The sequence below is a fragment of the Pseudomonas sp. P135 genome (genome assembly GCF_020312125.1).
Lineage (GTDB): Bacteria > Pseudomonadota > Gammaproteobacteria > Pseudomonadales > Pseudomonadaceae > Aquipseudomonas > Aquipseudomonas fragariae.
Genome location: NZ_JAGPYR010000006.1, coordinates 336,644 through 357,857, shown reverse-complemented (window position 1 = coordinate 357,857; position 21,214 = coordinate 336,644). Strand labels below are relative to the sequence as shown.

Genomic DNA, 21,214 nt, shown 5'->3' with positions numbered 1-21,214 from the left:
CGATTGAGTCGACACTGACAGCTTAGAACAAGCGAGCGAGAAGGGCCGTTACAGCGGTTTCGACGCGCAGGATGCGTTCGCCCAGTTGCACGGGCTGCAAACCTGACTGGCGCAACAGATCGATTTCGTAGGGTATCCAGCCACCTTCAGGGCCGATGGCCAGCGTGATCGGTTGGGTGACCGCACGTGGGCAGGCTGGGAAATCACCGGGATGGCCAACCAGGGCCAGTGTGTCGAGCGCGATCTGCGGCAAGCGATCTTCAACGAACGGCTTGAAGCGCTTTTCGATCACGATTTCAGGCAGCACCGAATCGCGCGCCTGCTCCAGGCCCAGAATCAGCTGCTCGCGGATGGCTTCGGGCTCGAGAAACGGCGTCTGCCAGAAGCTTTTTTCCACCCTGTAGCTGTTCAGCAGAATGACTTTCGGCACGCCCATGGTCGCAACGGTCTGAAACACCCGGCGTAACATCTTCGGGCGTGGCAACGCCAGCAACAGGGTAAGCGGCAGCTTTGCCGGCGGAGCACTCTGCAGCTCGACACGCAGCTCTGCTTCATGCGGTTCAAGGCGCAGCAGTTGGGCATTGCCCAGCAGGCCATTGACCCGGCCCACACGCACACTGTCGCCAACCTCTGCGCGGTGCACCTCCTGCATGTGCTTCAGGCGGCGGTCACGCAGGACCACCCGGTCCGCCGCAATGAAATCGGCTTCCTCAAGCAGCAGCAGGTTCACGGAGTGGTCGCGGGCGGCTGATCCTGCTTGTCAGCGTCCTCGGCCTCATCGTCCGGATGTTCGCCACGCTTCTTGATCATCGTGCTGCACAGGACGCCCAGCTCGAAGAGCAGCCACATCGGCACCGCCAGCAGCGTCTGCGAGAAGATGTCCGGCGGCGTGAGGATCATGCCGACCACGAAGCAGCCGATGATCACGTAAGGGCGGATCTTCTTCAGGTACTTGACGTCGACGATGCCGATCCACACCAGCAACACCACGGCCACCGGGATTTCGAAGGCCACGCCAAAGGCGAAGAACAGCGTCATCACGAAGTCCAGGTAGCTGGCGATGTCGGTCATCATCGACACGCCTTCCGGCGTCACGCTGGCGAAGAAGTGGAAAATCAGCGGGAAGACCAGGAAGTAGGCGAACGCCATGCCTGCGTAGAACAGGATGATGCTCGACACCAGCAATGGCACTGCGACACGCTTCTCGTGCTTGTACAGGCCCGGCGCGATGAAGCCCCAGATCTGATGCAGGATGACCGGCATGGACAGAAACAGCGCGACCATCATGGTCAGCTTGAACGGCGTGATGAACGGCGAGGCCACATCGGTGGCGATCATCGTTGCGCCTTCAGGCAGATAGACTCGCAGCGGCGCCGAGACCAGTGTGTAGATCTTCTGCGTGAAGTAGAACAGGCCGGCGAAAATCAGGAAGACTGCCGCAACGCAGCGCAACAGACGTGTACGCAGCTCGGTGAGGTGCGAGATCAGCGGCATTTGCTGATCATTTTCCGGGGTATCAGCGCTCATGGTGCTCGCGGTGGCAATGACGAATCGTGGGCGGGAGGCGCCGGGACCGGTGTGCCGGCGTCAGCCGGTTTCGCGGTTTTCTCCAGCGACAGCTCGGTCTTTGGTGCCGCAGGTTGGGCAGGGCCGATTTCGTGGTGTGCGGCTTGGTTGTGCACGGGGCTTGCAGCTTCGGCCGCAGCGGGCGCTGGCGGCGGGTTTGCCGGCTCCGGGCTGTTCTCGGACGGCTGATTGGGCGCGAACATTTTGCGCGCTTCGTCTTCCATCGAAAGAATATGCTCGTTGTGCAACTGCCGACGAATTTCGTCGGCCCCGATTTCACGTTCAACTTCCTGTTTGATCGCATTGAAGCTGCGCTTCAAGCGGCCGATCCATAAGCCTGCGGTGCGTGCAGCACCCGGCAGGCGCTCGGGACCCAGTACCAGCAAGGCAACCAGGCCGACAAGCAGCAGTTCAGAGAAGCTGATACCGAACATGGGCTTAAACCTGGTCTTTGCGGATCGGCTCGTCGACTTTGTGCGCCTGCGCGTCGATGGTGTGCGGCTGATTCAGCGGCGAGCCCTGTGGGGCTGGCTGGGCCTGCTGGGGTTGAGGTGCAGGCTGTTCGGCAGGCTTGTCGTCGTCATTCATCGCCTTGCGAAAGCCCTTGATCGATTCGCCGACGTCGCTGCCCAGGCCCTTGAGTTTCTTGGTCCCGAAAACCAGTACTACGACGATCAGGATGACGATCCAGTGTTTCCAGTCAAAAATACCCATGAAACAGTCCTCGTAAAAGAGTTCAAGCTTGAAAGGGGAGAGCGTTACTCTGCCGTGCGAGCGGCTTTTTCCGCGTGGCCGGACAAGCCGAATCGGCGGTCCAGTTCATCGAGCACGGCCTGTGGGTGCTGACCCAGCGCGGCGAGCATCACCATGCTGTGAAACCACAGGTCAGCGGTTTCATAAATCACGTCACTGCAATCGCCGCTGACCGCAGCGTCCTTGGCAGCGATGATGGTCTCGATCGACTCTTCGCCGAGCTTTTCCAGAATCTTGTTCAGGCCCTTGTGATACAGGCTTGCGACATAGGAGCTGTCGGCAGCGGCGTCCTTGCGTGATTCCAGCACTTCGGCCAGACGGGACAACGTATCAGTCATGTTCAATGGCCTGCAGGGTAAATAGCATCAGGATCTTTCAGAACCGGGTCTACGGTCTTCCAGCCTGACTTTTCATACACTCGGTAGAAGCAACTTTCGCGGCCGGTATGGCAAGCGATGCCACCGATCTGCTCGACCATCAGGATAATGACGTCGGCGTCACAGTCCAGGCGCAGTTCATGCAGCTTTTGCACATGACCCGATTCTTCACCTTTGCGCCAGAGTTTGCCACGCGAACGCGACCAATAGATGGCACGGTTCTCGGCCGCGGTCAGGCTCAGGGCCTCGCGGTTCATCCAGGCCATCATCAATACCCGGCCGGTCTTGTGATCCTGAGCGATTGCAGGCACCAGACCGTCGCTGTTCCAGTGAATCTCGTCCAGCCAGTCTTTCATATCTACTCCGGCAGCCGGCTTTCATGCCCGGCGGATTGAACAGTGTGCCAGCGCCATTCGCTGCTGGCTATCGGCGAACGATCAGATACAGCCCGGCGATCAGCATGATCGCGGCCGGCCACGCGGTGAGCGTCAGCAACTGGGTGGCGGCCTCGCTCATCACCCAGCCCTGTATCGCGCCGCCGACCAGCAATGCTGCACCGATCAGCCGCAGGACCGGCTCGTCCTTGCGATCGTGCCAAGGGCGTGGCGGATCCGAGGCGTGCGGGCGGGACATGCGTTCCAGCAGATCACGGGTCATGCCGGCGATGTGCGGCAATTGCTCGACCTGTGATTGCAGATTGCCCAGCAGGGTTTTCGGGCTGACCCGTTCACGCATCCAGCGCTCCAGATAAGGCTGCGCGGTGCTCCACAGGTCCAGTTCCGGGTACAGCTGACGACCCAGCCCCTCGATGTTGAGCAGGGTCTTTTGCAGCAGAACCAGTTGCGGCTGGACTTCCATATTGAAGCGGCGTGCGGTCTGGAACAGGCGCATCAGCACCTGACCGAAGGAAATATCCTTGAGCGGCTTCTCGAAAATCGGCTCGCAGACCGTGCGGATGGCCGCTTCGAATTCATTGAGCTTGGTCTCTGCCGGCACCCAGCCCGAATCGATGTGCAGTTGCGCAACGCGACGATAATCACGTTTGAAAAAGGCAAACAGGTTACGCGCCAGGTAATCCTGATCTTCCGGGGTCAGGCTGCCGACGATACCGCAGTCGATGGCAATGTACTTCGGCGCCCACGGGTTGACCGTGCTGACGAAAATGTTGCCGGGGTGCATGTCGGCATGGAAGAAGCTGTCGCGAAAAATCTGCGTGAAGAAGATCTCCACGCCGCGCTCGGCCAGTAATTTCATGTCGGTGCGCTGATCCGCCAGCCCGGCCATGTCGGTGACCTGCAGGCCGTAGATACGCTCCATGACCAGCACTTTCGGCCGGCACCAGTCCCAGTAGACTTGTGGCACGTAAAGCAGGTCGGAGCCTTCGAAGTTGCGTCGCAACTGGCTGGCGTTGGCCGCTTCACGCAGCAGGTCGAGTTCGTCGTAGATGGTCTTCTCATAATCCATCACCACCTGCACCGGGTGCAGCAGGCGGGCATCGGCGGAAACGCGCTCGGCGGTGCGGGCGAGAATGAACAGCCATGCCAGGTCCTGACCGATGATCGGCTTGAGGCCGGGGCGTACCACCTTGACCACGACTTCTTCGCCGGTCTTCAGGCAGGCGGCATGCACCTGGGCGACCGAAGCGGATGCCAGCGGCTTCTCGTCGAAGCGGCTGAACACGTCACAGATGCGCGCGCCAAGCTGTTCTTCGATCAGCTTGATCGCCAATTGCTGATCGAACGGCGGCACGCGATCCTGCAGCAGCATCAGCTCGTCGGCGATGTCCTCGGGCAGCAGGTCGCGCCGGGTGGACAGCAGTTGCCCGAACTTGATGAAAATCGGCCCCAGGTCCTGGAGCGCCAGGCGAAAGCGTACGCCACGGCTCAGCTCGGATTTGCGCCGTGGCAGCCAGCGCCAGGGCAGCACGAAACGCAGCGCGAGCATCCACCACGGCAGGGGCAGGGCGAACAACAGGTCATCAAGGCGATAGCGGATAACGACACGTTGAATGCGAAACAGACGGCGGACGGCAAGCAGCTTCATGCGTTATCGCTGGTATTGAGGGAGTGGGCAAGGCGGGCAAAGCGCGCCTCGAGGCGTTCCAGATCGAGTTTGATCTGATCGAGTTCGGCGAATCGTGCTTCGGCTTCGTGTTTGCCTACCAGCGTGCGCGATTCTTCGCTGAGGTAGTCGGTGACGTTCTGGCTGAGGCTGTTGAAGCTTTCCCGCGTCCAGCGCCCACTGTTGCGCAGGTGGCTGCTGAACAACTGGCTGGCCACCGGGCCGATCCAGTTGGACAGTTCGTGCTCCCAGTCCAGCTCCAGGTCCTGAAGAATGCCGACCAGTTCCAGCAGCGCGCCGCTGTCACCGTCGAGTTCGACGTCCGGGCCGTGCAGCACAGCGGTCTTGTCTTTGCTCAGGGACAGACGCACCAGGCTGGACGCCGGCGCACGCAGGGTGCAGTCGGCTTCGGCAGCCCAGTCAGCGGCGAGCAGCAAGCCTTGGTCGCTGGGCAGGATGAACAGCTTCAGGGACGGATCGCGACAGTCCACCGCAATGACACGTCCGGACAGACGCGCCATGCGGGGCAGCGCGGTGCTGTCCAGGCGCAGCACCCGATTGATGCCGTGCTCGATGCTGGCGAGCAGCCCCCGGAGCAACATCAGGGTTTGATACCGCGGTGCAGGGCCACGACGCCGGCAGTCATGTTGTGATAGGTCACGCGGTCAAAACCGGCTTCTACCATCATCGACTTGAGGGTTTCCTGGTTGGGGTGCATGCGGATCGATTCGGCCAGATAGCGGTAGCTTTCCGAATCATTGGTGACCAGCTTGCCCATCAACGGCATGAACGCGAACGAGTAGGCGTCGTAGGCCTTGGACATCAACTTGTTGGTCGGCTTGGAGAACTCCAGCACCAACAGGCGACCACCCGGCTTGAGCACGCGCAGCATGGAACGCAGGGCGTCTTCCTTGTGCGTCACGTTGCGCAGGCCGAACGCGATGGTCACGCAGTCGAAATGGTTGTCCGGGAATGGCAGCTTCTCGGCGTCTGCCTGGACGAACTCGACGTTGCCCGACACACCCAGGTCCAGCAGGCGGTCACGGCCGACCTTGAGCATGGAGGCGTTGATGTCAGCCAGTACCACCTGGCCGGTCGGGCCGACCAGGTTGGAGAATTTGCGGGTCAGGTCGCCCGTGCCGCCAGCAATGTCCAGCACGCGGTTACCGGTGCGGACGCCGGACAGCTCGATCGCGAAACGCTTCCACAGGCGATGCATGCCGCCGGACAGCAGGTCGTTCATCAGGTCGTACTTGGCCGCTACCGAATGGAAAACCTCAGCGACTTTTTCTGCCTTCTGGCTTTCCGGTACATTTTTGTAACCGAAGTGAGTCGTAGGTTCGGCATCGCTGCCTTTGCGCTGATCGTTCATATCGCTTCACCGGAATAGAGTGCGGGTCATTCTAATCGCCAAGGCCGGCTTTGTCTTGACAAGGCTCACCTGCAACGCTTTCTTGGATGCGGGCGGGTGTATATAGTTGCGCCGCATTTCATATGACGATCAAGGAAGCCTCCGATGGCCAAGATAACCGTTGAACGCCCGCACGCCCTGGGCCTCGAGAAGGCCCGCAAAAAGGCCGAGCAACTGGTCGAGAAGCTGTCCACCCGATACGGACTGGCCCACGAATGGGCTGGCGATACCGTAAAACTGGAGGGCAAGGGCGCCAAGGGTGAGGTCGAGGTCGAAGAGGCTTTGATCCGCGTCAACATCGAGCTGAACTTCATCCTGTCGGCCATGAGCGGTTCGATCAAAACAGAAGTCGAGCGCGTTCTGGACAAGGCGCTCGCTGCCTGAGTGCCGTATGCAGACCTGCTGATTTTTCTTCGCCGCCGTGTGCCCATGCGCTCTTTTATGCGCGCAAATCGACAGAATCGAGCGTGCTTTCGACCTTCGAGTCGCAAAGGCCTTGAACCGGATCGGTATCGCGTCTACACATGATGTAGACACGCTCCTTGCCAGGCTCGATGAGCCGCCGGTGCTGCATGAGCGTGTCGGGCCGATAAAAGCTCGAACGCTGCGTGCCGAAACGACTCGGGCGTTCCACGTCTGGACGATAAGGAGAACAGGATGGCTGGCAAGAAAAAAACCGAAAAAGATGGCAGCTCCTGGATGGGCGAGGTTGAGAAGTACTCTCGTCAGATCTGGCTGGCTGGTTTGGGCGCGTATTCCAAAATCAGCAATGACGGCAGCAAGCTTTTCGAGACGCTGGTGAAGGACGGCGAGAAGGCCGAGAAGCTGACCAAGGTCGAAGCGCAGAAGCAGCTCGATGACGTCAAGAACACCAGCAAGTCGGCCAAGTCCCGCGTGGACGACGTGAAAGACCTCGCGGTTGGCAAGTGGAACGAGCTGGAAGAGGCTTTCGACAAGCGTCTGAATGGCGCGATTGCGCGCCTGGGTGTGCCGAGCCGCAGTGAAGTACAGGCGCTGAACAGCAAGGTCGACCAGCTGACCCGGCAGATCGAGCTACTGACGGGCGCGAAAGCCAGACCGGCTGCTTCGCGCACTGTGGCGGCCAAACCGGCAGCGACGAAGAACGCGGCGAAACCGTTGGTCAAGGCTGCGCCCAAGCCTGTCGTCAAAGCGGCGGACAAGAGCGTAGCGGCCAAGCCAGCCGTCAAGAAAGCAGCGGCCGGGCCCGTCGAGGCTGCCAACAAGCCTGCCGCTGCGAGCACCCGCAAAACCAGCACCGCGACCAAAACTGCAGCAGCGAAAAAAACAGCGACAAGAAAGCCGGCGGCCAAACCTGCTGCCAAGCCCTCTACGCCGGCCGCATCGGAAAAGACAGTGATTTAGCCCTGATACCCGGCTGCAACAAAGAAGATAGGACGCAGAGCGTCCCGAACGGCATACCCACGCGGAGCATGGGCACGATGGTGATCTACCTGACGCCTATCGTTCCTCACGCTCCAGCGTGGGAATGCCTTTCGTGACGCTCCGCGTCACAGATCTACGCCGCGCCACCTGCTCAAGGTAGGACGCAGAGCGTCCAGAACGGCATGCCCACGCGGCGCATCGGCACAATGGTGTTCATGCGGACACCTGCAGGCGGATCAGAGCATCAGTTTGATGACGTGTTCGGAAGGGTCGCGGGACTTGCCGGATTTTTCGAGTTCCTGCAGGTAGTCTTCCCACAGCGAAGCCTGCCGTGTGGCCAGTTCGTACAGGTATTCCCAGGTAAACAGGCCGCTGTCATGGCCGTCATCGAAAGTGAGTTTCAGCGCATATTGCCCGGCGGGCTCGACCTTGGTCAGGCCGACTCCCAGTTTGCCGAATTGCAGGATCGGCCGGCCGTGGCCCTGAACTTCGGCAGAAGGGGAATGCACCCGCAGAAATTCGGCGGGCAAATGGTATTCCTCATCCGGCGCGTATTTCAGCGTCAGGGTCTTGGAGGCCTTGTGCAACTGGATGGCAGTGGGCAGAGCGGGCATGGCTGCAGTCTCGGGTTTTAAGCGTCGGGCAGAAGCAAAAAGCTGCAAGAGTGAACAACCTCTTGCAGCCTGAAATGCCAACCGCGTGTGGCTTAGAGAATATAACGCGACAGGTCTTCGTTTTCTGCCAGATCACCCAGGTGACTGTTGACGTATTCTGCATCGATTTCAATCGGCGCTGCGTCAGGGCTGATGGCCAGGTCGCCGGCGCTGAACGAGACTTCCTCGAGCAGGCGCTCAAGCAGCGTGTGCAGGCGGCGGGCACCAATGTTTTCGGTCTTCTCGTTGACCTGCCAGGCGATCTCGGCCAGACGCTTGATGCCTTCAGGCTTGAACTCGATCTTCAGGCCTTCGGTCTTGAGCAGCTCGCGGTACTGTTCGGTCAACGACGCATGCGGCTCGCTGAGGATGCGCTCGAAGTCCTGCGGCGACAGCGCCTTGAGTTCGACGCGGATCGGCAGACGGCCTTGCAGCTCGGGGACCAGATCACTCGGCTTGCTCAAATGGAACGCGCCCGAGGCGATAAACAGGATGTGGTCGGTCTTGACCATGCCCAGTTTGGTGTTCACGGTGCAGCCTTCGATCAGCGGCAGCAGGTCGCGCTGCACGCCTTCACGGGACACGTCGACACCGCCCGAATTACCACGCTTGGCCACCTTGTCGATTTCGTCGATGAACACGATGCCGTGTTGTTCGACCGCTTCCAGCGCCTTGGCTTTCAGCTCTTCTTCATTGACCAGACGGCCCGCTTCTTCTTCGCGTACCAGCTTGAGCGCTTCCTTGACCTTGAGTTTGCGGCTCTTGGTCTTGCCCTTGCCCATGTTGGCAAACAGGCTCTGCAACTGATTGGTCATCTCCTCCATGCCAGGCGGCGCGGAGATATCGACACCAACGGCTTCGTTGATCTCGATCTCGATTTCCTTATCATCCAGCTGGCCTTCGCGCAGACGCTTGCGGAACAGCTGACGGGTATTGGAATCGCTGCTCTGCGCCGGGTCTTCGTTGAAGCCGACCCGGGCCGGTGGCAGCAGGGCGTCGAGAATGCGCTCTTCGGCAGCATCTTCGGCACGGTGACGCACCTTGACGATTTCCTGTTCGCGCAGCAGCTTGATCGCGGCATCGGCCAGATCACGGATGATCGACTCTACATCACGACCCACATAACCAACTTCGGTGAATTTGGTGGCTTCGACCTTGATGAACGGCGCGTTGGCGAGTTTGGCCAGACGACGGGCGATTTCGGTTTTGCCGACACCGGTCGGACCGATCATCAGAATGTTCTTGGGGGTTACTTCAACACGCAGCTCTTCCGGCAACTGCATGCGGCGCCAGCGATTGCGCAGGGCAATGGCCACGGCGCGCTTGGCATCGTCCTGGCCGATAATATGGCGGTTGAGTTCATGGACGATTTCGCGGGGAGTCATTGACATGGTTATTCACGGTCCTCTGGTACGGTCAAGTCGATGGGGCCGCAAGATGTGCGGCCCGGCAGCGGCTTAGCCGGCGAGGTCCTGCTCCTCAATGGTGATGTTGTGGTTGGTGAACACGCAAATGTCGCCGGCGATATGCAGGGAAGTCTCGGCAATTTCGCGGGCCGACAGGTCGGTCTTGAGCAGCAGGGCGCGTGCTGCGGCCTGAGCGAATGCGCCGCCGGAGCCCATGGCGATCAGTCCGTCCTCGGGCTCGACCACGTCACCGTTGCCGGTGATGATCAGCGAGGCGTCCTTGTTGGCGACGGCCAGCATGGCTTCAAGGCGGCTCAGCGAGCGATCGGTGCGCCAGTCCTTGGCCAGTTCGACGGCTGCACGAACCAGATGCCCCTGGTGTTTTTCCAGTTGGGCCTCGAAGCGTTCGAACAGCGTGAATGCATCGGCGGTCGCGCCAGCGAATCCGGCGATCACTTCACCGTGATACAGGCGGCGTACCTTCTTGGCGTTGCCTTTCATGACGGTGTTGCCCAGAGAAACCTGGCCGTCGCCAGCCATGACGACTTTACCGTGGCGGCGCACTGAAACGATGGTGGTCAAGGGAGAGTCTCCACACTGCGGGGCGAAAATGCCCTGATGCAAACTCATATGGGGGTGTGGGTGAGTATTTCAACCTTGGGGATGAATCGGGGGGGAATGACCGTATGATTCTTGTCCCAACTCTTTAAGCGGACCGGGCGACGCTTCATTTGTCCGCGATCTCCCGGTTTTTGTAGCGGACAGAAGGCCGTTTTGATTCTGCCCAACGGGCGTAGGAGCGGACTTGTCCGCGATGGGCTGCGAAGCGGCCCCCAAACAGGCTGTCTCGGCTGGGTCTGATACACAGATGCGGCTGGTTTTGCTGCCGGTTCCCGGCAGATCGCGGACAAGTCCGCTCCTACGCCCTTCGGGCAGAAGCTCCGTTCTCCGTACTCATCGAAAACACGCGATGAGCACGGAAACAGCGGCGCTTTGGCTAGCGGCTCTGGCGCTGTTGCAACAACAGGTTACTAAATCCGCCGCTTGCCAGTTGTTTCTGGGCAGTGGTCAGTTGTTCGCGGTTGCTGAACGGGCCGACCAGTACGCGATACCAGGTTTCATCCTTGACGGTGCCCGACTCGACGGTAGAGGTCTGGCCCAGCAGGATGATTTGCGCGCGGACCTTCTCGGCGTCAGCCTGTTTGCGGAACGAGCCTGCCTGCAGGAAGAACGTCGTCACCGCTGCCGGCTTGGTGGTCGCAACCGGTGGCGCCGGCGGAGGCGTCAGGCCGCTGAGGGCTGCCTGGGCACGTGCCGTGTCGATCTTGGCTGCCTGTTCCGGCGAGACCGGTGCTGTCGGTGCCACAGGCGGCGGGGTTTTCTCCGGCACGGCCTCGTTCGGCACGATCACTTCCGATTCCGGCAGCAATGTGTAGAAGTCGTACTTGGGTTTGACCGGCGCCGTAGGGCTTGGCGGTGTCTTGTTCGCTTCGGCGATCTTTGCAGCCTTGGCGTCTGCCCTGACCCGCTTGACGTCATCGCCACCGGGTTCGAGCTTCATCAAAAAGACCACGAATGCGCCCACGGTCAAGCCAATCGCCAGCCACAACCATCCTGGAATCGGCTTCTTCGCGGGTGCCTGGTAACGGCTGGCGCCCCGCTTGGGTGCCGGTTTCTTCTTCGCAACTGCCAACTTACATACGCTCCAGAGTTTCCAGACCCAACAGGTCCAGGCCTTGCTTGAGGGTGCGGCCGGTCAGTGCAGCCAGGCGCAGACGGCTCTGTTGCTGATCGGGGTTTTCCGCACCAAGGATCGGGCAGTTTTCGTAAAAGCTCGAAAACAGACCCGCAAGGTCATACAGGTAAGCACAAAGTACGTGCGGTGTGCCTTTTTCTGCGACGTTGTTCAGTGTTTCGGTGAGCTGCGCCAGACGTGCGGCCAGTTCCTGTTCCTGCGGCGCTGCGAGGACGATCTGGCCCTTGCTGGCGTCAAACGCGCTGCCCAGCTTGCGGAACACGCCGGCCACACGGGTGTAGGCGTACAGCAGATAGGGCGCGGTGTTGCCTTCGAAACTGAGCATCTGATCGAAGTTGAAGCTGTAATCGCTGGCGCGGTGCTTGGACAGGTCGGCGTATTTCACCGCACTGATGCCCACGGCCTTGGCAATGCTGCGCAATTCCGCTTCGGCGACTTCCGGGTTCTTTTCCCTGACCAGCGTGTAGGCGCGCTCTTCGGCTTCATCGAGCAGGTCGATGAGCTTGACCGTGCCGCCATCGCGGGTCTTGAACGGGCGGCCATCGGCGCCGTTCATGGTGCCGAAGCCCATGTGTTCGAGCTGCATGCCGTCATGCACGAAACCGGCGCGGCGCGCCACTTCGAACACCTGCTGGAAGTGCAGGGCCTGACGCTGGTCGACGAAATACAGTACGCGATCGGCCTTGAGCACCTTGCTGCGATAGCGGATCGCTGCCAGGTCGGTGGTGGCATACAGATAACCGCCACCGGCCTTCTGCACGATGACCGGCAACGGCGTGTCATCGGCGGTGCGGAATTCTTCGAGGAACACGCATTGTGCGCCATTGCTCTCGACCAGCAGGCCCGTGGCTTTCAGGTCGTTGACGACATTGGCCAGGTCATCGTTATAGGCGCTTTCGCCCATCACGTCGGCCGGGGTCAGCTTGACGTTGAGGCGCTCGTAGGTCTCCTGGCAGTGCGACAGCGAGATGTCCTTGAAGCGCGTCCACAGCGCCAGGCATTCGGCATCGCCGGCCTGCAGCTTGACCACCAGGCCACGGGCACGCTCGGCGAACTCTTCGGACTCGTCAAAGCGCTGCTTGGCGGCGCGGTAGAAGTTTTCCAGGTCGGACAGCTCGTCGCTGGTCGCCGGCTTTTCCTGCAGATAGGCCAGCAGCATGCCGAACTGGGTGCCCCAGTCGCCCACGTGGTTCTGGCGAATGACCGTGTCGCCGAGAAACTCGAGAACGTTCGCCACGCCGTCGCCAATAATGGTCGAGCGCAGGTGCCCAACGTGCATTTCCTTGGCCAGATTGGGTGCCGACAGATCGACGACCACGCGCTGTGCAGCGCTCGCCTTGCGGACCGACAGTTTTTCCGGGTCGGCCAAGGCAGCGTCGAGGCGTGCGGCGAGCGCGGCGGTGTTCTGGAAGAAGTTCAGGAAGCCCGGCCCGGCAATTTCGACCTTGCTGATCTGCTCGTCGGCCGGGAGGGCGGCGATCAGTTTTTCAGCCAGATCGCGCGGTTTCATGCCGGCAGGCTTGGCGAGCATCATCGCGATATTGCTGGCGAAGTCGCCGTGCGTCTTGTCGCGGGCGTTTTCCACCTGAATCGCCGGCGTCAGCCCTTCTGGCAAGACGCCCTCGGTGACGAGACGGGTCAGGGCTTGTTGAATCAGCTGGCGAATCGTGTCTTTCATGGTGCTCTCTTCGACCGCAAGCGCGGTGGCGCTTCGATGCGCGGGTGGAAAAACTCTGCATTATCCGCTGCTCAAGCCTGCTTGCCAACGGCGTGACTTAATAAAGATCCACAGGATCCACATCCAGCGACCATCTGACCTGTCGACCGCTGGGCATTTGCTCCAGCGCGAGCAGCCAGGTGGCAAGCAATTTATGCAGTGGCGCGCGGGCGCTGGACTGCACCAGCAGTTGCGCGCGATAACGCCCGGCGCGGCGTTCCATCGGTGCCGGAACCGGGCCCAGCAGCTCAATGCCGCCCAGCGCCATTTGCGCAACCAGTTGCTCGGCATCGCTGCAGGCCTGATCAAGAAAGGCCTCGGCCTGCCCCGGCTTGTGCGCTTCGGCGCGCAGCAGTGCAAGGTGTGAAAACGGTGGCAGACCCGCTGAACGGCGCTCGCTCAACGCTTGTTCGGCAAAGGCGAAATAACCCTGCTCGGTCAGCTGGATCAGCAACGGATGGTCGGCCAGGTGGGTCTGGATGATCACCTTGCCAGGCTCTTCGGCGCGCCCGGCACGGCCTGCCACCTGCACGATCAGTTGCGCCATGCGCTCGCTGGCGCGGAAGTCGCCGGAAAACAGCCCGCCGTCGGCGTCCAGAATCGAGACCAGCGTGACCCGGGGAAAGTGATGGCCCTTGGCGAGCATTTGCGTGCCGACCAGAATGCACGGCTGACCGCGCTGGATCGTCGTGAACAGCTGGTTCATGGCGTCCTTGCGCGACGTGCTGTCGCGATCGACACGCAGCACGGGGTAGTCCGGAAACAGAATCGCCAGGCGCTCTTCGGCGCGCTCGGTGCCGGCGCCTACCGGGCGCAAATCCACCTTGCCGCACGACGGGCACTGACGCGGTACGCGCTCGACATACCCGCAGTGATGGCAGCGCAGTTCGCCCGAGCGCTGGTGCACGGTCATGCGTGCATCGCAGCGTTGGCAGCCGGACATCCAGCCGCAGTCGTGGCACAGCAAGGTTGGCGCAAAGCCGCGACGGTTGAGGAACACCAAAACCTGCTGGCCTGCCGCGAGCGTCTGGCCGATGGCCTGCTGCATGGGCCCGGAGATGCCGCTGTCCAGCGGTCGGCTCTTGACGTCCAGGCGCATGAAACGCGGCTGTTGTGCGCCGCCCGCGCGCTGATTCAGGCGCAACAGGCCATAGCGGCCGGTGTAGGCGTTGTGCAGGCTTTCCAGGGACGGCGTGGCCGAGCCCAGGACAATCGGAATGTTTTCCTGACGCGCCCGCACCAGTGCCAGATCGCGGGCGTGATAGCGCAGACCTTCCTGCTGTTTATAGGAACCGTCGTGTTCTTCGTCGATGATGATCAGGCCGGGGTTTTTCATCGGCGTGAACAGCGCCGAACGCGTGCCGATGATGATGTCCGCCTCGCCATCGCGAGCCGCCAGCCAGGCGTCCAGCCGTTCGCGGTCGTTGACCGCCGAGTGGACCAGCGCAATGCGCGCATTGAAGCGCTGCTCGAAGCGCGCCAGGGTCTGCGGGCCGAGGTTGATTTCCGGGATCAGCACCAGCGCCTGCTTTCCGGCTTCGAGGGTTTCGCGGATCAGTTGCAGATAGACTTCGGTCTTGCCGCTGCCGGTGACACCGGCCAGCAGAAACGCATGAAAGCTGTCGAATCCGGCGCGGATCGCTTCGTAAGCGGCGCGTTGTTCGGTGTTGAGTGGCAATTCAGGCTGGGCCAGCCAGTGTTCATGGCGTGCGCTGGGCGCATGGCTGCGGACCTCGACGTACACCAGCTCCTTGGCCAGCAACAGGTTGAGGCTGTCCCTGTTAAGCATCAGCTTGCTGAGCAGTTGATGCGCCACTCCGTGCGGGTGCTGGGCAAGGGTGGTCAGGGCTTCGCGCTGCTTGGGCGCGCGGGCGATGCGCGGATCGTCGACGCTGGCGCCCGGGGCCACATGCCAGAAGCGCTCTTGGCGACTTTCGGCCAGTTCGCCCTGACGCAGCAGCACCGGCAAGGCCCAGCTCAGTGTGTCTCCGAGGCTGTGCTGGTAGTACTGCGAGGTCCACAGGCACAGCTTGAACAGTGCGGGCGGCAGCGGCGCTTCACTGTCGAGCAGGGCGATAGCCGGCTTCAGCTTGTCGGCGGGTACTTCGCTGTGATCGACCACTTCCACCAGAATGCCGATCATTTCCCGACGTCCGAACGGCACTCGCAGACGCATGCCCGGCTGCAAGGCGCTGCGCGACACGCCCGCGGGGGCGCGGTAGTCGAACAGGCGGCGAAGCGGCGAGGGCAGGGCAAGGCGCAGGATGGCGTCGGGCACGCGGTGTTTCCCTGTGGTGATAAGTGATGACGGAGGCGCGATCTTAGCAGACGACCGGTGTGAAGGTTCGCTTGCGTCGTTGCAATTGTCTGGTACTATCCGCAGCCTATTTCCGTGCGGTATTCAACAATAGTGTTGGGTGGCGGCGCGTTAGACCGAGGAAGTACCGATGAAAGCTGATATCCATCCAGTTTACGAAGCCATTGACGCTACCTGCAGCTGCGGCAATGTCATCAAGACCCGTTCCACCCTGGCCGCTCCTCTGAGCCTGGACGTGTGCAACGAGTGCCACCCGTTCTACACCGGCAAGCAGAAGATGCTTGACGTTGGCGGCCGTGTCGACAAGTTCAAATCCCGTTTCGGTGCGTTCGGCGCAACCAAAGCGAAGTAAGACTGGCTGCCCTATGGGCATCTCCAGGCTGCTTGAAAAGGCGCTCCTTGTGGGCGTCTTTTTTATGCCCGCGATTTGGGTGTCCGCTGCGCAGGCCTTCTGCCCCGCACCTGCCTCGTTGCCGATTGCACAGGTGCAGCGTGTGGTCGACGGCGACACGTTAAAGCTGACCGATGGCCGCAGTGTGCGAATGATCGGGCTCAATACGCCTGAAACCGGCAGGAAAGGCCGGTCGGCCGAACCGTTTGCCGAGGCGGCGAAAAAGCGCTTGCAGACGCTGGTGAATGAAAGCGGCGGCAAGGTCAGGCTGCGTATCGGCCAGCAGGGCAAGGATCATTACGGCCGCACGCTGGCCAACGTCTATGACCGTAAGGGCGCCAACCTCGAGGCGCAGTTGCTGAGTGAAGGTCTGGGCTATCTGGTGGCCGTTGCGCCCAATGTCAGGCTGGTCGCTTGCCAGCAGGGCGCGGAGCGTCAGGCACGTCAGGCGCGGCTGGGTGTGTGGCGCAATTCGCCGGTGCAGTCCTCGACCCGGCTGAGCAAAGGCGGGTTCGCGATTGTGTCCGGTCAGGTCAGGCGTGTGCAGCGCAATCGCGGCGGTATCTGGATCGAGTTGCAGGGCTCGCTGGTCCTGCGTGTCGCGCCTGCCCACCTGAATGCGTTCGATACGGCGATGCTCCAGCGCCTCCAAGGGCAGCAGGTCGAAGCGCGTGGCTGGGTAGTCGACCGCTCCCGGCGCGCGGGCCTGAAAGCCGGGCAGTCCCGCTGGCTGCTGCCACTGACCCATCCCGCCATGCTGAGCCCTTCCCGCCGTTAGAAGCGCCCTTCAGGCCGGTGATCCGACGAGCGTGACCGAGTGTTCACGTATCAGACCTCTAAGCTAAAGTCTAAGCCTGTGCCTATTGACAGCAGTGACTGGTCAGTCTTGTTAGGACTATGCATCTTGCGTATCCTCGGCGGTCCGTCTGTCCCACAGTAAAAAAAGCGGAATCCAATACATGTCAGATCTGAAAACTGCCGCGCTCGAATACCATGCCAATCCTCGTCCGGGGAAGCTGAGCGTCGAACTCACCAAGCCGACCGCAACCGCTCGTGACCTGGCTCTGGCCTACAGCCCTGGCGTTGCTGAACCCGTGCGTGAAATTGCCCGTGACCCCGAGCTGGCTTACAAGTACACCGGCAAAGGCAATCTGGTAGCAGTTATTTCTGATGGCACCGCGATTCTCGGCCTCGGCGATCTGGGGCCATTGGCTTCCAAGCCGGTCATGGAAGGTAAGGGCGTTCTGTTCAAGCGCTTCGCCGGTATCGACGTTTTCGATATCGAAGTCGATTCCGAAAGCCCGCAGGCGTTCATCGACACCGTCAAGCGTATCTCCATCACCTTCGGTGGCATCAACCTGGAAGACATCAAGGCGCCTGAGTGCTTTGAAATCGAGAAGGCGCTGATCGAACAGTGCGACATCCCGGTTTTCCATGATGACCAGCACGGCACCGCTATCGTGACGGCGGCCGGCATGATCAACGCACTGGAAATCGTCGGCAAGACCCTCGAATCGGCGAAGATCGTCTGCCTGGGCGCTGGCGCTGCAGCCATCTCCTGCATGAAGCTGCTGGTGAGCATGGGCGCGAAGATCGAAAACATCTTCATGGTCGACCGTACCGGCGTTATCCACTCCGGCCGTACCGACCTGAACCAGTACAAGGCTGCATTCGCTCACGCTACCGAGAAGCGCTCGCTGACCGATGCACTGGATGGCGCTGACGTATTCGTAGGCCTGTCCGGCCCTAACCTGCTGAGCGCTGAAAACCTCAAGCTGATGGCCAAGGACCCGATCGTGTTCGCTTGCTCGAACCCTGATCCGGAAATTTCCCCGGAACTGGCTCACGCCACGCGCAGCGATGTGATCATGGCCACTGGCCGTTCGGACTACCCGAACCAGGTCAACAACGTGCTGGGCTTCCCGTTCATCTTCCGCGGTGCTCTGGACGTTCGCGCCAAGCGCATCAACGAAGAAATGAAAATCGCTGCGGCCAACGCCCTGCGCGAACTGGCCAAGCTGCCTGTGCCACAGGAAGTCAGCGACGCCTACGGCGGCATCAAACTGGAATTCGGTCGTGAGTACATCATCCCGAAACCAATGGATACGCGCCTGCTGGGCCTGATCGCCGATGCAGTGGCCAAGGCCGCCATCGAAAGCGGCGTTGCCACCCTGCCGTATCCGAAGCACTACCCGCTGACCAGCGTGGATGACGTGTTCAAGGGCTGATCCCTGAGCCAATAAAAAACCCCTGCAGCGATGCAGGGGTTTTTTTATGCCTTGGATACCCTGCACTTGTGGGGCATTTTCGGGATTGAACTGGCCTCTTCGCGAGCAAGCTCGCTCCCACAAGATCTTCACACGCCATAAAATCTTCAGGGGCAGTTATCTCCCCGCTGCCCCGCCTGCCGGTCAGGTATACACCGCACTTGTGGGAGCGAGCTTGCTCGCGAAGAGGCCGGTATGCGAGGCTGCGTGCCAAAGGCAAGTGCGCGAAAGTGGCCCTGGTGGCCTGCATGCGGGTGTTGCTGATACGCCTGAACGCCATGGTGCGCGACGGAACACCATGGCGTGATCATGCGGTTTGAATGGGGGCGGTCTTTGCCTGCCATCGCGGAATCTATCCGCGATGGCATTATAAAATGCCCATTCATCGGGGGATGATGAAAGACAGTTGGCTCCCACGGGACCTGCGTATAACCGTCAGGGCGGAGCATGGGCACGATGGTGATCTTATTGACGACTATCGTTCCTCACGCTCCAGCGTGGCAATGCCTTTCGTGACGCTCCGTGTCACAAGCCCGCGCAGTGCTATCAGAACAAATCGATCGGCGCTGACTCATCCGCTGGCAACGGACTGCCCGGTGCACTGCTGCCGCCCAGTTCGTTGACGCTTGGCGGTGTGTCTTCGCTTTTGAACAGCTCGAAGAATGCGTTCGGCGTGCTTGGCGTAGCGGCGCGGCCACTCAATGGGTCGACGCGCAGGCTGAGAATGCCTGGCGGTTCGGCCTGTTGATGCGGCGGCTTGTCCTTGAGCGCAGCGCTCATGTAGTCCATCCAGATCGGCAGCGAGACCGTCCCGCCGAATTCGTGACGGCCAAGGCTTTCAGGCTGATCGAAACCACTCCACACCGTCGTCACGTAGTCTGCGTTATACCCGGAGAACCAGGCATCCTTGGAATCGTTGGTGGTACCGGTCTTGCCGGCGATGTCCGGTCTGTTCATGGACAGCGCGCGGCGCCCGGTGCCGCGCTTGATCACGTCCTGCAGCATGCTGTTCAGAATGTACGTGGTGCGGCCATCGACAATGCGCTCGGCAACGGCAGGCGCTTGCGGCTGGGCGGGTGCGCCCGGTGGACCCGCAACCACGCTCGGGCTGTCATGTACCGCAAAGGTCGAAGTATTGGGCGCGGTATTGACATCATTGGCCGGAACGCTTGGCGGGTTGGCGACAAACAGGGTCTGGCCGTCACGGTTCTCGATGGTCTGGATCAGATAAGGGCTGACCTTGTAACCGCCGTTGGCGAAGGTTGCCCAGCCGGTGGCGATTTCCATCGGGGTCAGTGTCGCCGTACCCAGTGCCAGCGACAGGTTGCGCGGCAAGTCCTGCTTGGAGAAGCCGAAGCGGGTGATGTAGTCGATGGTGCTGTCGATGCCGAGGGCCTGAAGCAAGCGGATCGATACCAGGTTACGAGACTTGTACAGCGCCTCGCGCAGGCGGATCGGCCCGAGGAAGGTGTTGGTGTCATTTTTCGGACGCCATACCTTGTCCAGGTATTCGTCGACAAAGACGATAGGCGCGTCGTTAACCAGGCTGGAAGCGGTGTAACCGTTATCCAGCGCAGCGCTGTAGATGAACGGCTTGAAGCTGGAGCCCGGTTGACGTTTGGCCTGCATGGCGCGGTTGTAGTTGCTCTGCTCGAACGCGAAGCCGCCGACCAGCGCACGAATGGCACCGTTCTGCGGATCAAGCGATACCAGTGCGCTCTGCGCGACGGGAATTTGACTGAATTTCAGCGAGCCATCGTCCTGGCGCAGCAGACGAACCAGGTCGCCGACCTTGGCAACGTCACCCGGCTGCTTCGGATTGGCGCCCAGGCTGTTGGTATTCAGGTAAGGCCGCGCCCACTTCATGGTGGCCCAGTCTACGGTTTCTTCCTTCTCGCCGTTGTGGGTCAGAACGCGCAGACCGGTCTTGTCGACCTGGGTCACGATGCCGGGCTCGAGGCCGTTGATCATGCGCTGCCTGGTCAGTTCCTGTACCCAGTTGGCGCGGGTCATGCCCGGGAAGCGGCTTTCCGGACCACGGTAGCCGTGGCGCTGGTCGTAATCGATCAAGCCTTGCTGGATGGACTTGTTGGCGTGTTCCTGAAGGTCGCTCGGCACCGTCGTGGTGACGCGGAAGCCTTCTGTGTAGGCCTCGCTGCCATAGCGGCCGACCATTTCTGCCCGCGCCATTTCAGCGATGTACGGTGCATTCACTTCCGGCGTCGGCACGTGATAGCTGGCGTTGAGCGGTTCGTTCAGCGCTGCCTGGTAAGCCGTCTGGTCGATCTTGCCCAGGCGATACATGCGGCCGAGGATCCAGTCGCGACGTTCCTTGGCACGGGTCGGGTTGGCCAACGGGTTGAAGCGTGACGGTGCCTTGGGCAGACCGGCAATCATGGCCATTTGCGCAAGGCTTACATCGCGAATCGATTTGCCATAGTAGACTTGCGCCGCTGCCTCGATCCCGTAGGCGCGGTTACCCAGATAAATCTTGTTGACGTACAGCTCGAGAATCTCGTCCTTGGTAAGTTGGCGCTCGATTTGCAAGGCCAACAGGATCTCGGTGGTTTTGCGCGAAAAGCTGCGCTCGCTGGTCAGGAAGAAGTTTTTCGCGACCTGCATGGTGATGGTACTGCCGCCTGACTGGATATGGCCGCTCTTGACCAGTTGAGTGGCGGCGCGCATCAGGCTGCCCGGGTCGACGCCGTAGTGGTTGGCGAAGTTGTCGTCTTCGGCCGACAGCAGTGCGTTGATGAAATTGGGCGGGATTTCCGCGAAGCGAATCGGCGTGCGGCGCATTTCACCGAACTCGGCAATCAGCTTGCCGTCGCTGGTGAACACGCGCAGGGGGATTTGCAGTTGAATGCTTCGCAGCGCGTCAACGGAGGGCAGGGTCGGGCTCAGGTAAAGAAACGCGCCGCTCAGGCCAAGCAACAGCGAGCAGAATACCGCGACGAGGGACCACCAGAAAAACTTCAGCAGGCGTATCAAGGCTTTTGGATTTCCAGAAAAAATAATGGGTTAAGCGCAGGCATTTACAAATGAACATGCCTTGAAGCTTTGTTAAATGAAAAAAACGCTGGGCATTATAAGCATTTTTCGTCCCCACGCGTGATTTGCGCTACTGTCAAGGCT

21 protein-coding genes and 2 pseudogenes are annotated in these 21,214 nt (G+C 60.9%); 7 read left to right on the top strand and 16 right to left on the bottom strand.

What is annotated here, in order from left to right; genetic code table 11:
- Nucleotides 1-22: 22 nt before the first annotated feature.
- From KBY08_RS12325 to ubiE, 9 genes are all read right to left on the bottom strand, one after another.
- The gene (locus KBY08_RS12325) at nt 23-730 is read right to left on the bottom strand and encodes a 16S rRNA (uracil(1498)-N(3))-methyltransferase (RefSeq protein WP_024641272.1); all 708 of its coding nucleotides are present in this window, start codon (nt 728-730) and stop codon (nt 23-25) included.
- Complete coding sequence (gene tatC / locus KBY08_RS12320; protein ID WP_011266364.1) at nt 727-1,527, bottom strand: twin-arginine translocase subunit TatC; 801 nt, start codon at nt 1,525-1,527, stop codon at nt 727-729. The genes KBY08_RS12325 and tatC overlap by 4 nt, the downstream gene beginning before the upstream one ends.
- Entirely contained in the window at nt 1,524-2,000 is a 477-nt protein-coding gene (tatB, locus tag KBY08_RS12315) for a Sec-independent protein translocase protein TatB (RefSeq protein ID WP_011266365.1), read from the bottom strand. The genes tatC and tatB overlap by 4 nt, the downstream gene beginning before the upstream one ends.
- A 4-nt stretch (nt 2,001-2,004) precedes the next feature.
- On the bottom strand, nt 2,005-2,280 hold the full coding sequence (locus KBY08_RS12310) for a twin-arginine translocase TatA/TatE family subunit (protein WP_003316632.1): 276 nt from the start codon (nt 2,278-2,280) through the stop codon (nt 2,005-2,007).
- A gap of 44 nt (nt 2,281-2,324) precedes the next feature.
- The gene (locus KBY08_RS12305; protein ID WP_002551631.1) at nt 2,325-2,657 is read right to left on the bottom strand and encodes a phosphoribosyl-ATP diphosphatase; all 333 of its coding nucleotides are present in this window, start codon (nt 2,655-2,657) and stop codon (nt 2,325-2,327) included.
- A 2-nt stretch (nt 2,658-2,659) separates the two neighbouring features.
- Nucleotides 2,660-3,052, bottom strand: coding sequence for a phosphoribosyl-AMP cyclohydrolase (gene hisI, locus KBY08_RS12300; protein WP_003403068.1), 393 nt, complete (start codon nt 3,050-3,052; stop codon nt 2,660-2,662).
- 67 nt (nt 3,053-3,119) lie between these two features.
- On the bottom strand, nt 3,120-4,739 hold the full coding sequence (ubiB, locus tag KBY08_RS12295) for a ubiquinone biosynthesis regulatory protein kinase UbiB (protein ID WP_003316635.1): 1,620 nt from the start codon (nt 4,737-4,739) through the stop codon (nt 3,120-3,122).
- Nucleotides 4,736-5,359, bottom strand: a complete 624-nt coding sequence (locus KBY08_RS12290; protein WP_003403066.1) for an SCP2 domain-containing protein — start codon at nt 5,357-5,359, stop codon at nt 4,736-4,738. Before KBY08_RS12290 ends, ubiB begins: the two co-directional genes overlap by 4 nt.
- On the bottom strand, nt 5,359-6,129 hold the full coding sequence (gene ubiE, locus KBY08_RS12285) for a bifunctional demethylmenaquinone methyltransferase/2-methoxy-6-polyprenyl-1,4-benzoquinol methylase UbiE (protein WP_002551635.1): 771 nt from the start codon (nt 6,127-6,129) through the stop codon (nt 5,359-5,361). The genes KBY08_RS12290 and ubiE overlap by 1 nt, the downstream gene beginning before the upstream one ends.
- A gap of 144 nt (nt 6,130-6,273) precedes the next feature.
- On the opposite strand from ubiE, the gene KBY08_RS12280 reads away from it, so the two are divergent.
- From KBY08_RS12280 to KBY08_RS12270, 3 genes and pseudogenes are all read left to right on the top strand, one after another.
- Nucleotides 6,274-6,552 carry a polyhydroxyalkanoic acid system family protein gene (locus KBY08_RS12280; RefSeq protein ID WP_011266368.1) on the top strand — a complete coding sequence of 93 codons (279 nt, stop codon included), beginning with the start codon at nt 6,274-6,276 and terminating at the stop codon, nt 6,550-6,552.
- Between the two features lie 61 nt (nt 6,553-6,613).
- A pseudogene (locus tag KBY08_RS12275) lies at nt 6,614-6,815 on the top strand (phasin family protein); the annotation flags it as partial.
- Between the two features lie 10 nt (nt 6,816-6,825).
- A complete protein-coding gene (locus KBY08_RS12270; RefSeq protein WP_060406261.1) occupies nt 6,826-7,551 on the top strand; it encodes a phasin family protein in 726 nt (241 codons plus the stop codon).
- 257 nt (nt 7,552-7,808) lie between these two features.
- On the opposite strand, the gene KBY08_RS12265 is transcribed toward KBY08_RS12270, so the two are convergent.
- The 6 genes from KBY08_RS12265 to KBY08_RS12240 all read right to left on the bottom strand — a co-directional run bounded on the left by KBY08_RS12265 (nt 7,809) and on the right by KBY08_RS12240 (nt 15,382).
- On the bottom strand, nt 7,809-8,186 hold the full coding sequence (locus KBY08_RS12265; RefSeq protein WP_225651149.1) for a gamma-butyrobetaine hydroxylase-like domain-containing protein: 378 nt from the start codon (nt 8,184-8,186) through the stop codon (nt 7,809-7,811).
- 92 nt (nt 8,187-8,278) lie between these two features.
- Nucleotides 8,279-9,616 carry an ATP-dependent protease ATPase subunit HslU gene (hslU, locus tag KBY08_RS12260; RefSeq protein WP_003316641.1) on the bottom strand — a complete coding sequence of 446 codons (1,338 nt, stop codon included), beginning with the start codon at nt 9,614-9,616 and terminating at the stop codon, nt 8,279-8,281.
- Nucleotides 9,617-9,682: 66 nt separating this feature from the next.
- Nucleotides 9,683-10,213: an ATP-dependent protease subunit HslV gene (hslV, locus tag KBY08_RS12255; RefSeq protein ID WP_003392345.1), complete on the bottom strand. Its 531-nt coding sequence runs from the start codon at nt 10,211-10,213 to the stop codon at nt 9,683-9,685.
- 415 nt (nt 10,214-10,628) lie between these two features.
- The gene (locus KBY08_RS12250) at nt 10,629-11,324 is read right to left on the bottom strand and encodes an SPOR domain-containing protein (RefSeq protein WP_003403056.1); all 696 of its coding nucleotides are present in this window, start codon (nt 11,322-11,324) and stop codon (nt 10,629-10,631) included.
- Nucleotide 11,325: 1 nt separating this feature from the next.
- Nucleotides 11,326-13,065 (bottom strand): arginine--tRNA ligase, encoded by a 1,740-nt coding sequence (gene argS / locus KBY08_RS12245; RefSeq protein WP_225651148.1) that lies wholly within the window; start codon nt 13,063-13,065, stop codon nt 11,326-11,328.
- A gap of 97 nt (nt 13,066-13,162) precedes the next feature.
- On the bottom strand, nt 13,163-15,382 hold the full coding sequence (locus KBY08_RS12240) for a primosomal protein N' (protein WP_003403050.1): 2,220 nt from the start codon (nt 15,380-15,382) through the stop codon (nt 13,163-13,165).
- A 169-nt stretch (nt 15,383-15,551) separates the two neighbouring features.
- Here KBY08_RS12240 and rpmE point away from each other — a divergent pair, with 169 nt between their 5' ends.
- From rpmE to KBY08_RS12220, 4 genes and pseudogenes are all read left to right on the top strand, one after another.
- A complete protein-coding gene (rpmE, locus tag KBY08_RS12235) occupies nt 15,552-15,773 on the top strand; it encodes a 50S ribosomal protein L31 (RefSeq protein ID WP_003403048.1) in 222 nt (73 codons plus the stop codon).
- Between the two features lie 13 nt (nt 15,774-15,786).
- The gene (locus KBY08_RS12230; RefSeq protein ID WP_032655047.1) at nt 15,787-16,590 is read left to right on the top strand and encodes a thermonuclease family protein; all 804 of its coding nucleotides are present in this window, start codon (nt 15,787-15,789) and stop codon (nt 16,588-16,590) included.
- 181 nt (nt 16,591-16,771) lie between these two features.
- Nucleotides 16,772-18,040 carry a malic enzyme-like NAD(P)-binding protein gene (locus KBY08_RS12225; RefSeq protein ID WP_011266374.1) on the top strand — a complete coding sequence of 423 codons (1,269 nt, stop codon included), beginning with the start codon at nt 16,772-16,774 and terminating at the stop codon, nt 18,038-18,040.
- Nucleotides 18,041-18,270: 230 nt separating this feature from the next.
- Nucleotides 18,271-18,399, top strand: a pseudogene (locus KBY08_RS12220) (IS110 family transposase); the annotation flags it as partial.
- Nucleotides 18,400-18,625: 226 nt separating this feature from the next.
- Here the strand turns inward: KBY08_RS12220 and KBY08_RS12215 are convergent.
- Complete coding sequence (locus tag KBY08_RS12215) at nt 18,626-21,067, bottom strand: penicillin-binding protein 1A (protein ID WP_371834303.1); 2,442 nt, start codon at nt 21,065-21,067, stop codon at nt 18,626-18,628.
- Nucleotides 21,068-21,214: the final 147 nt, after the last annotated feature.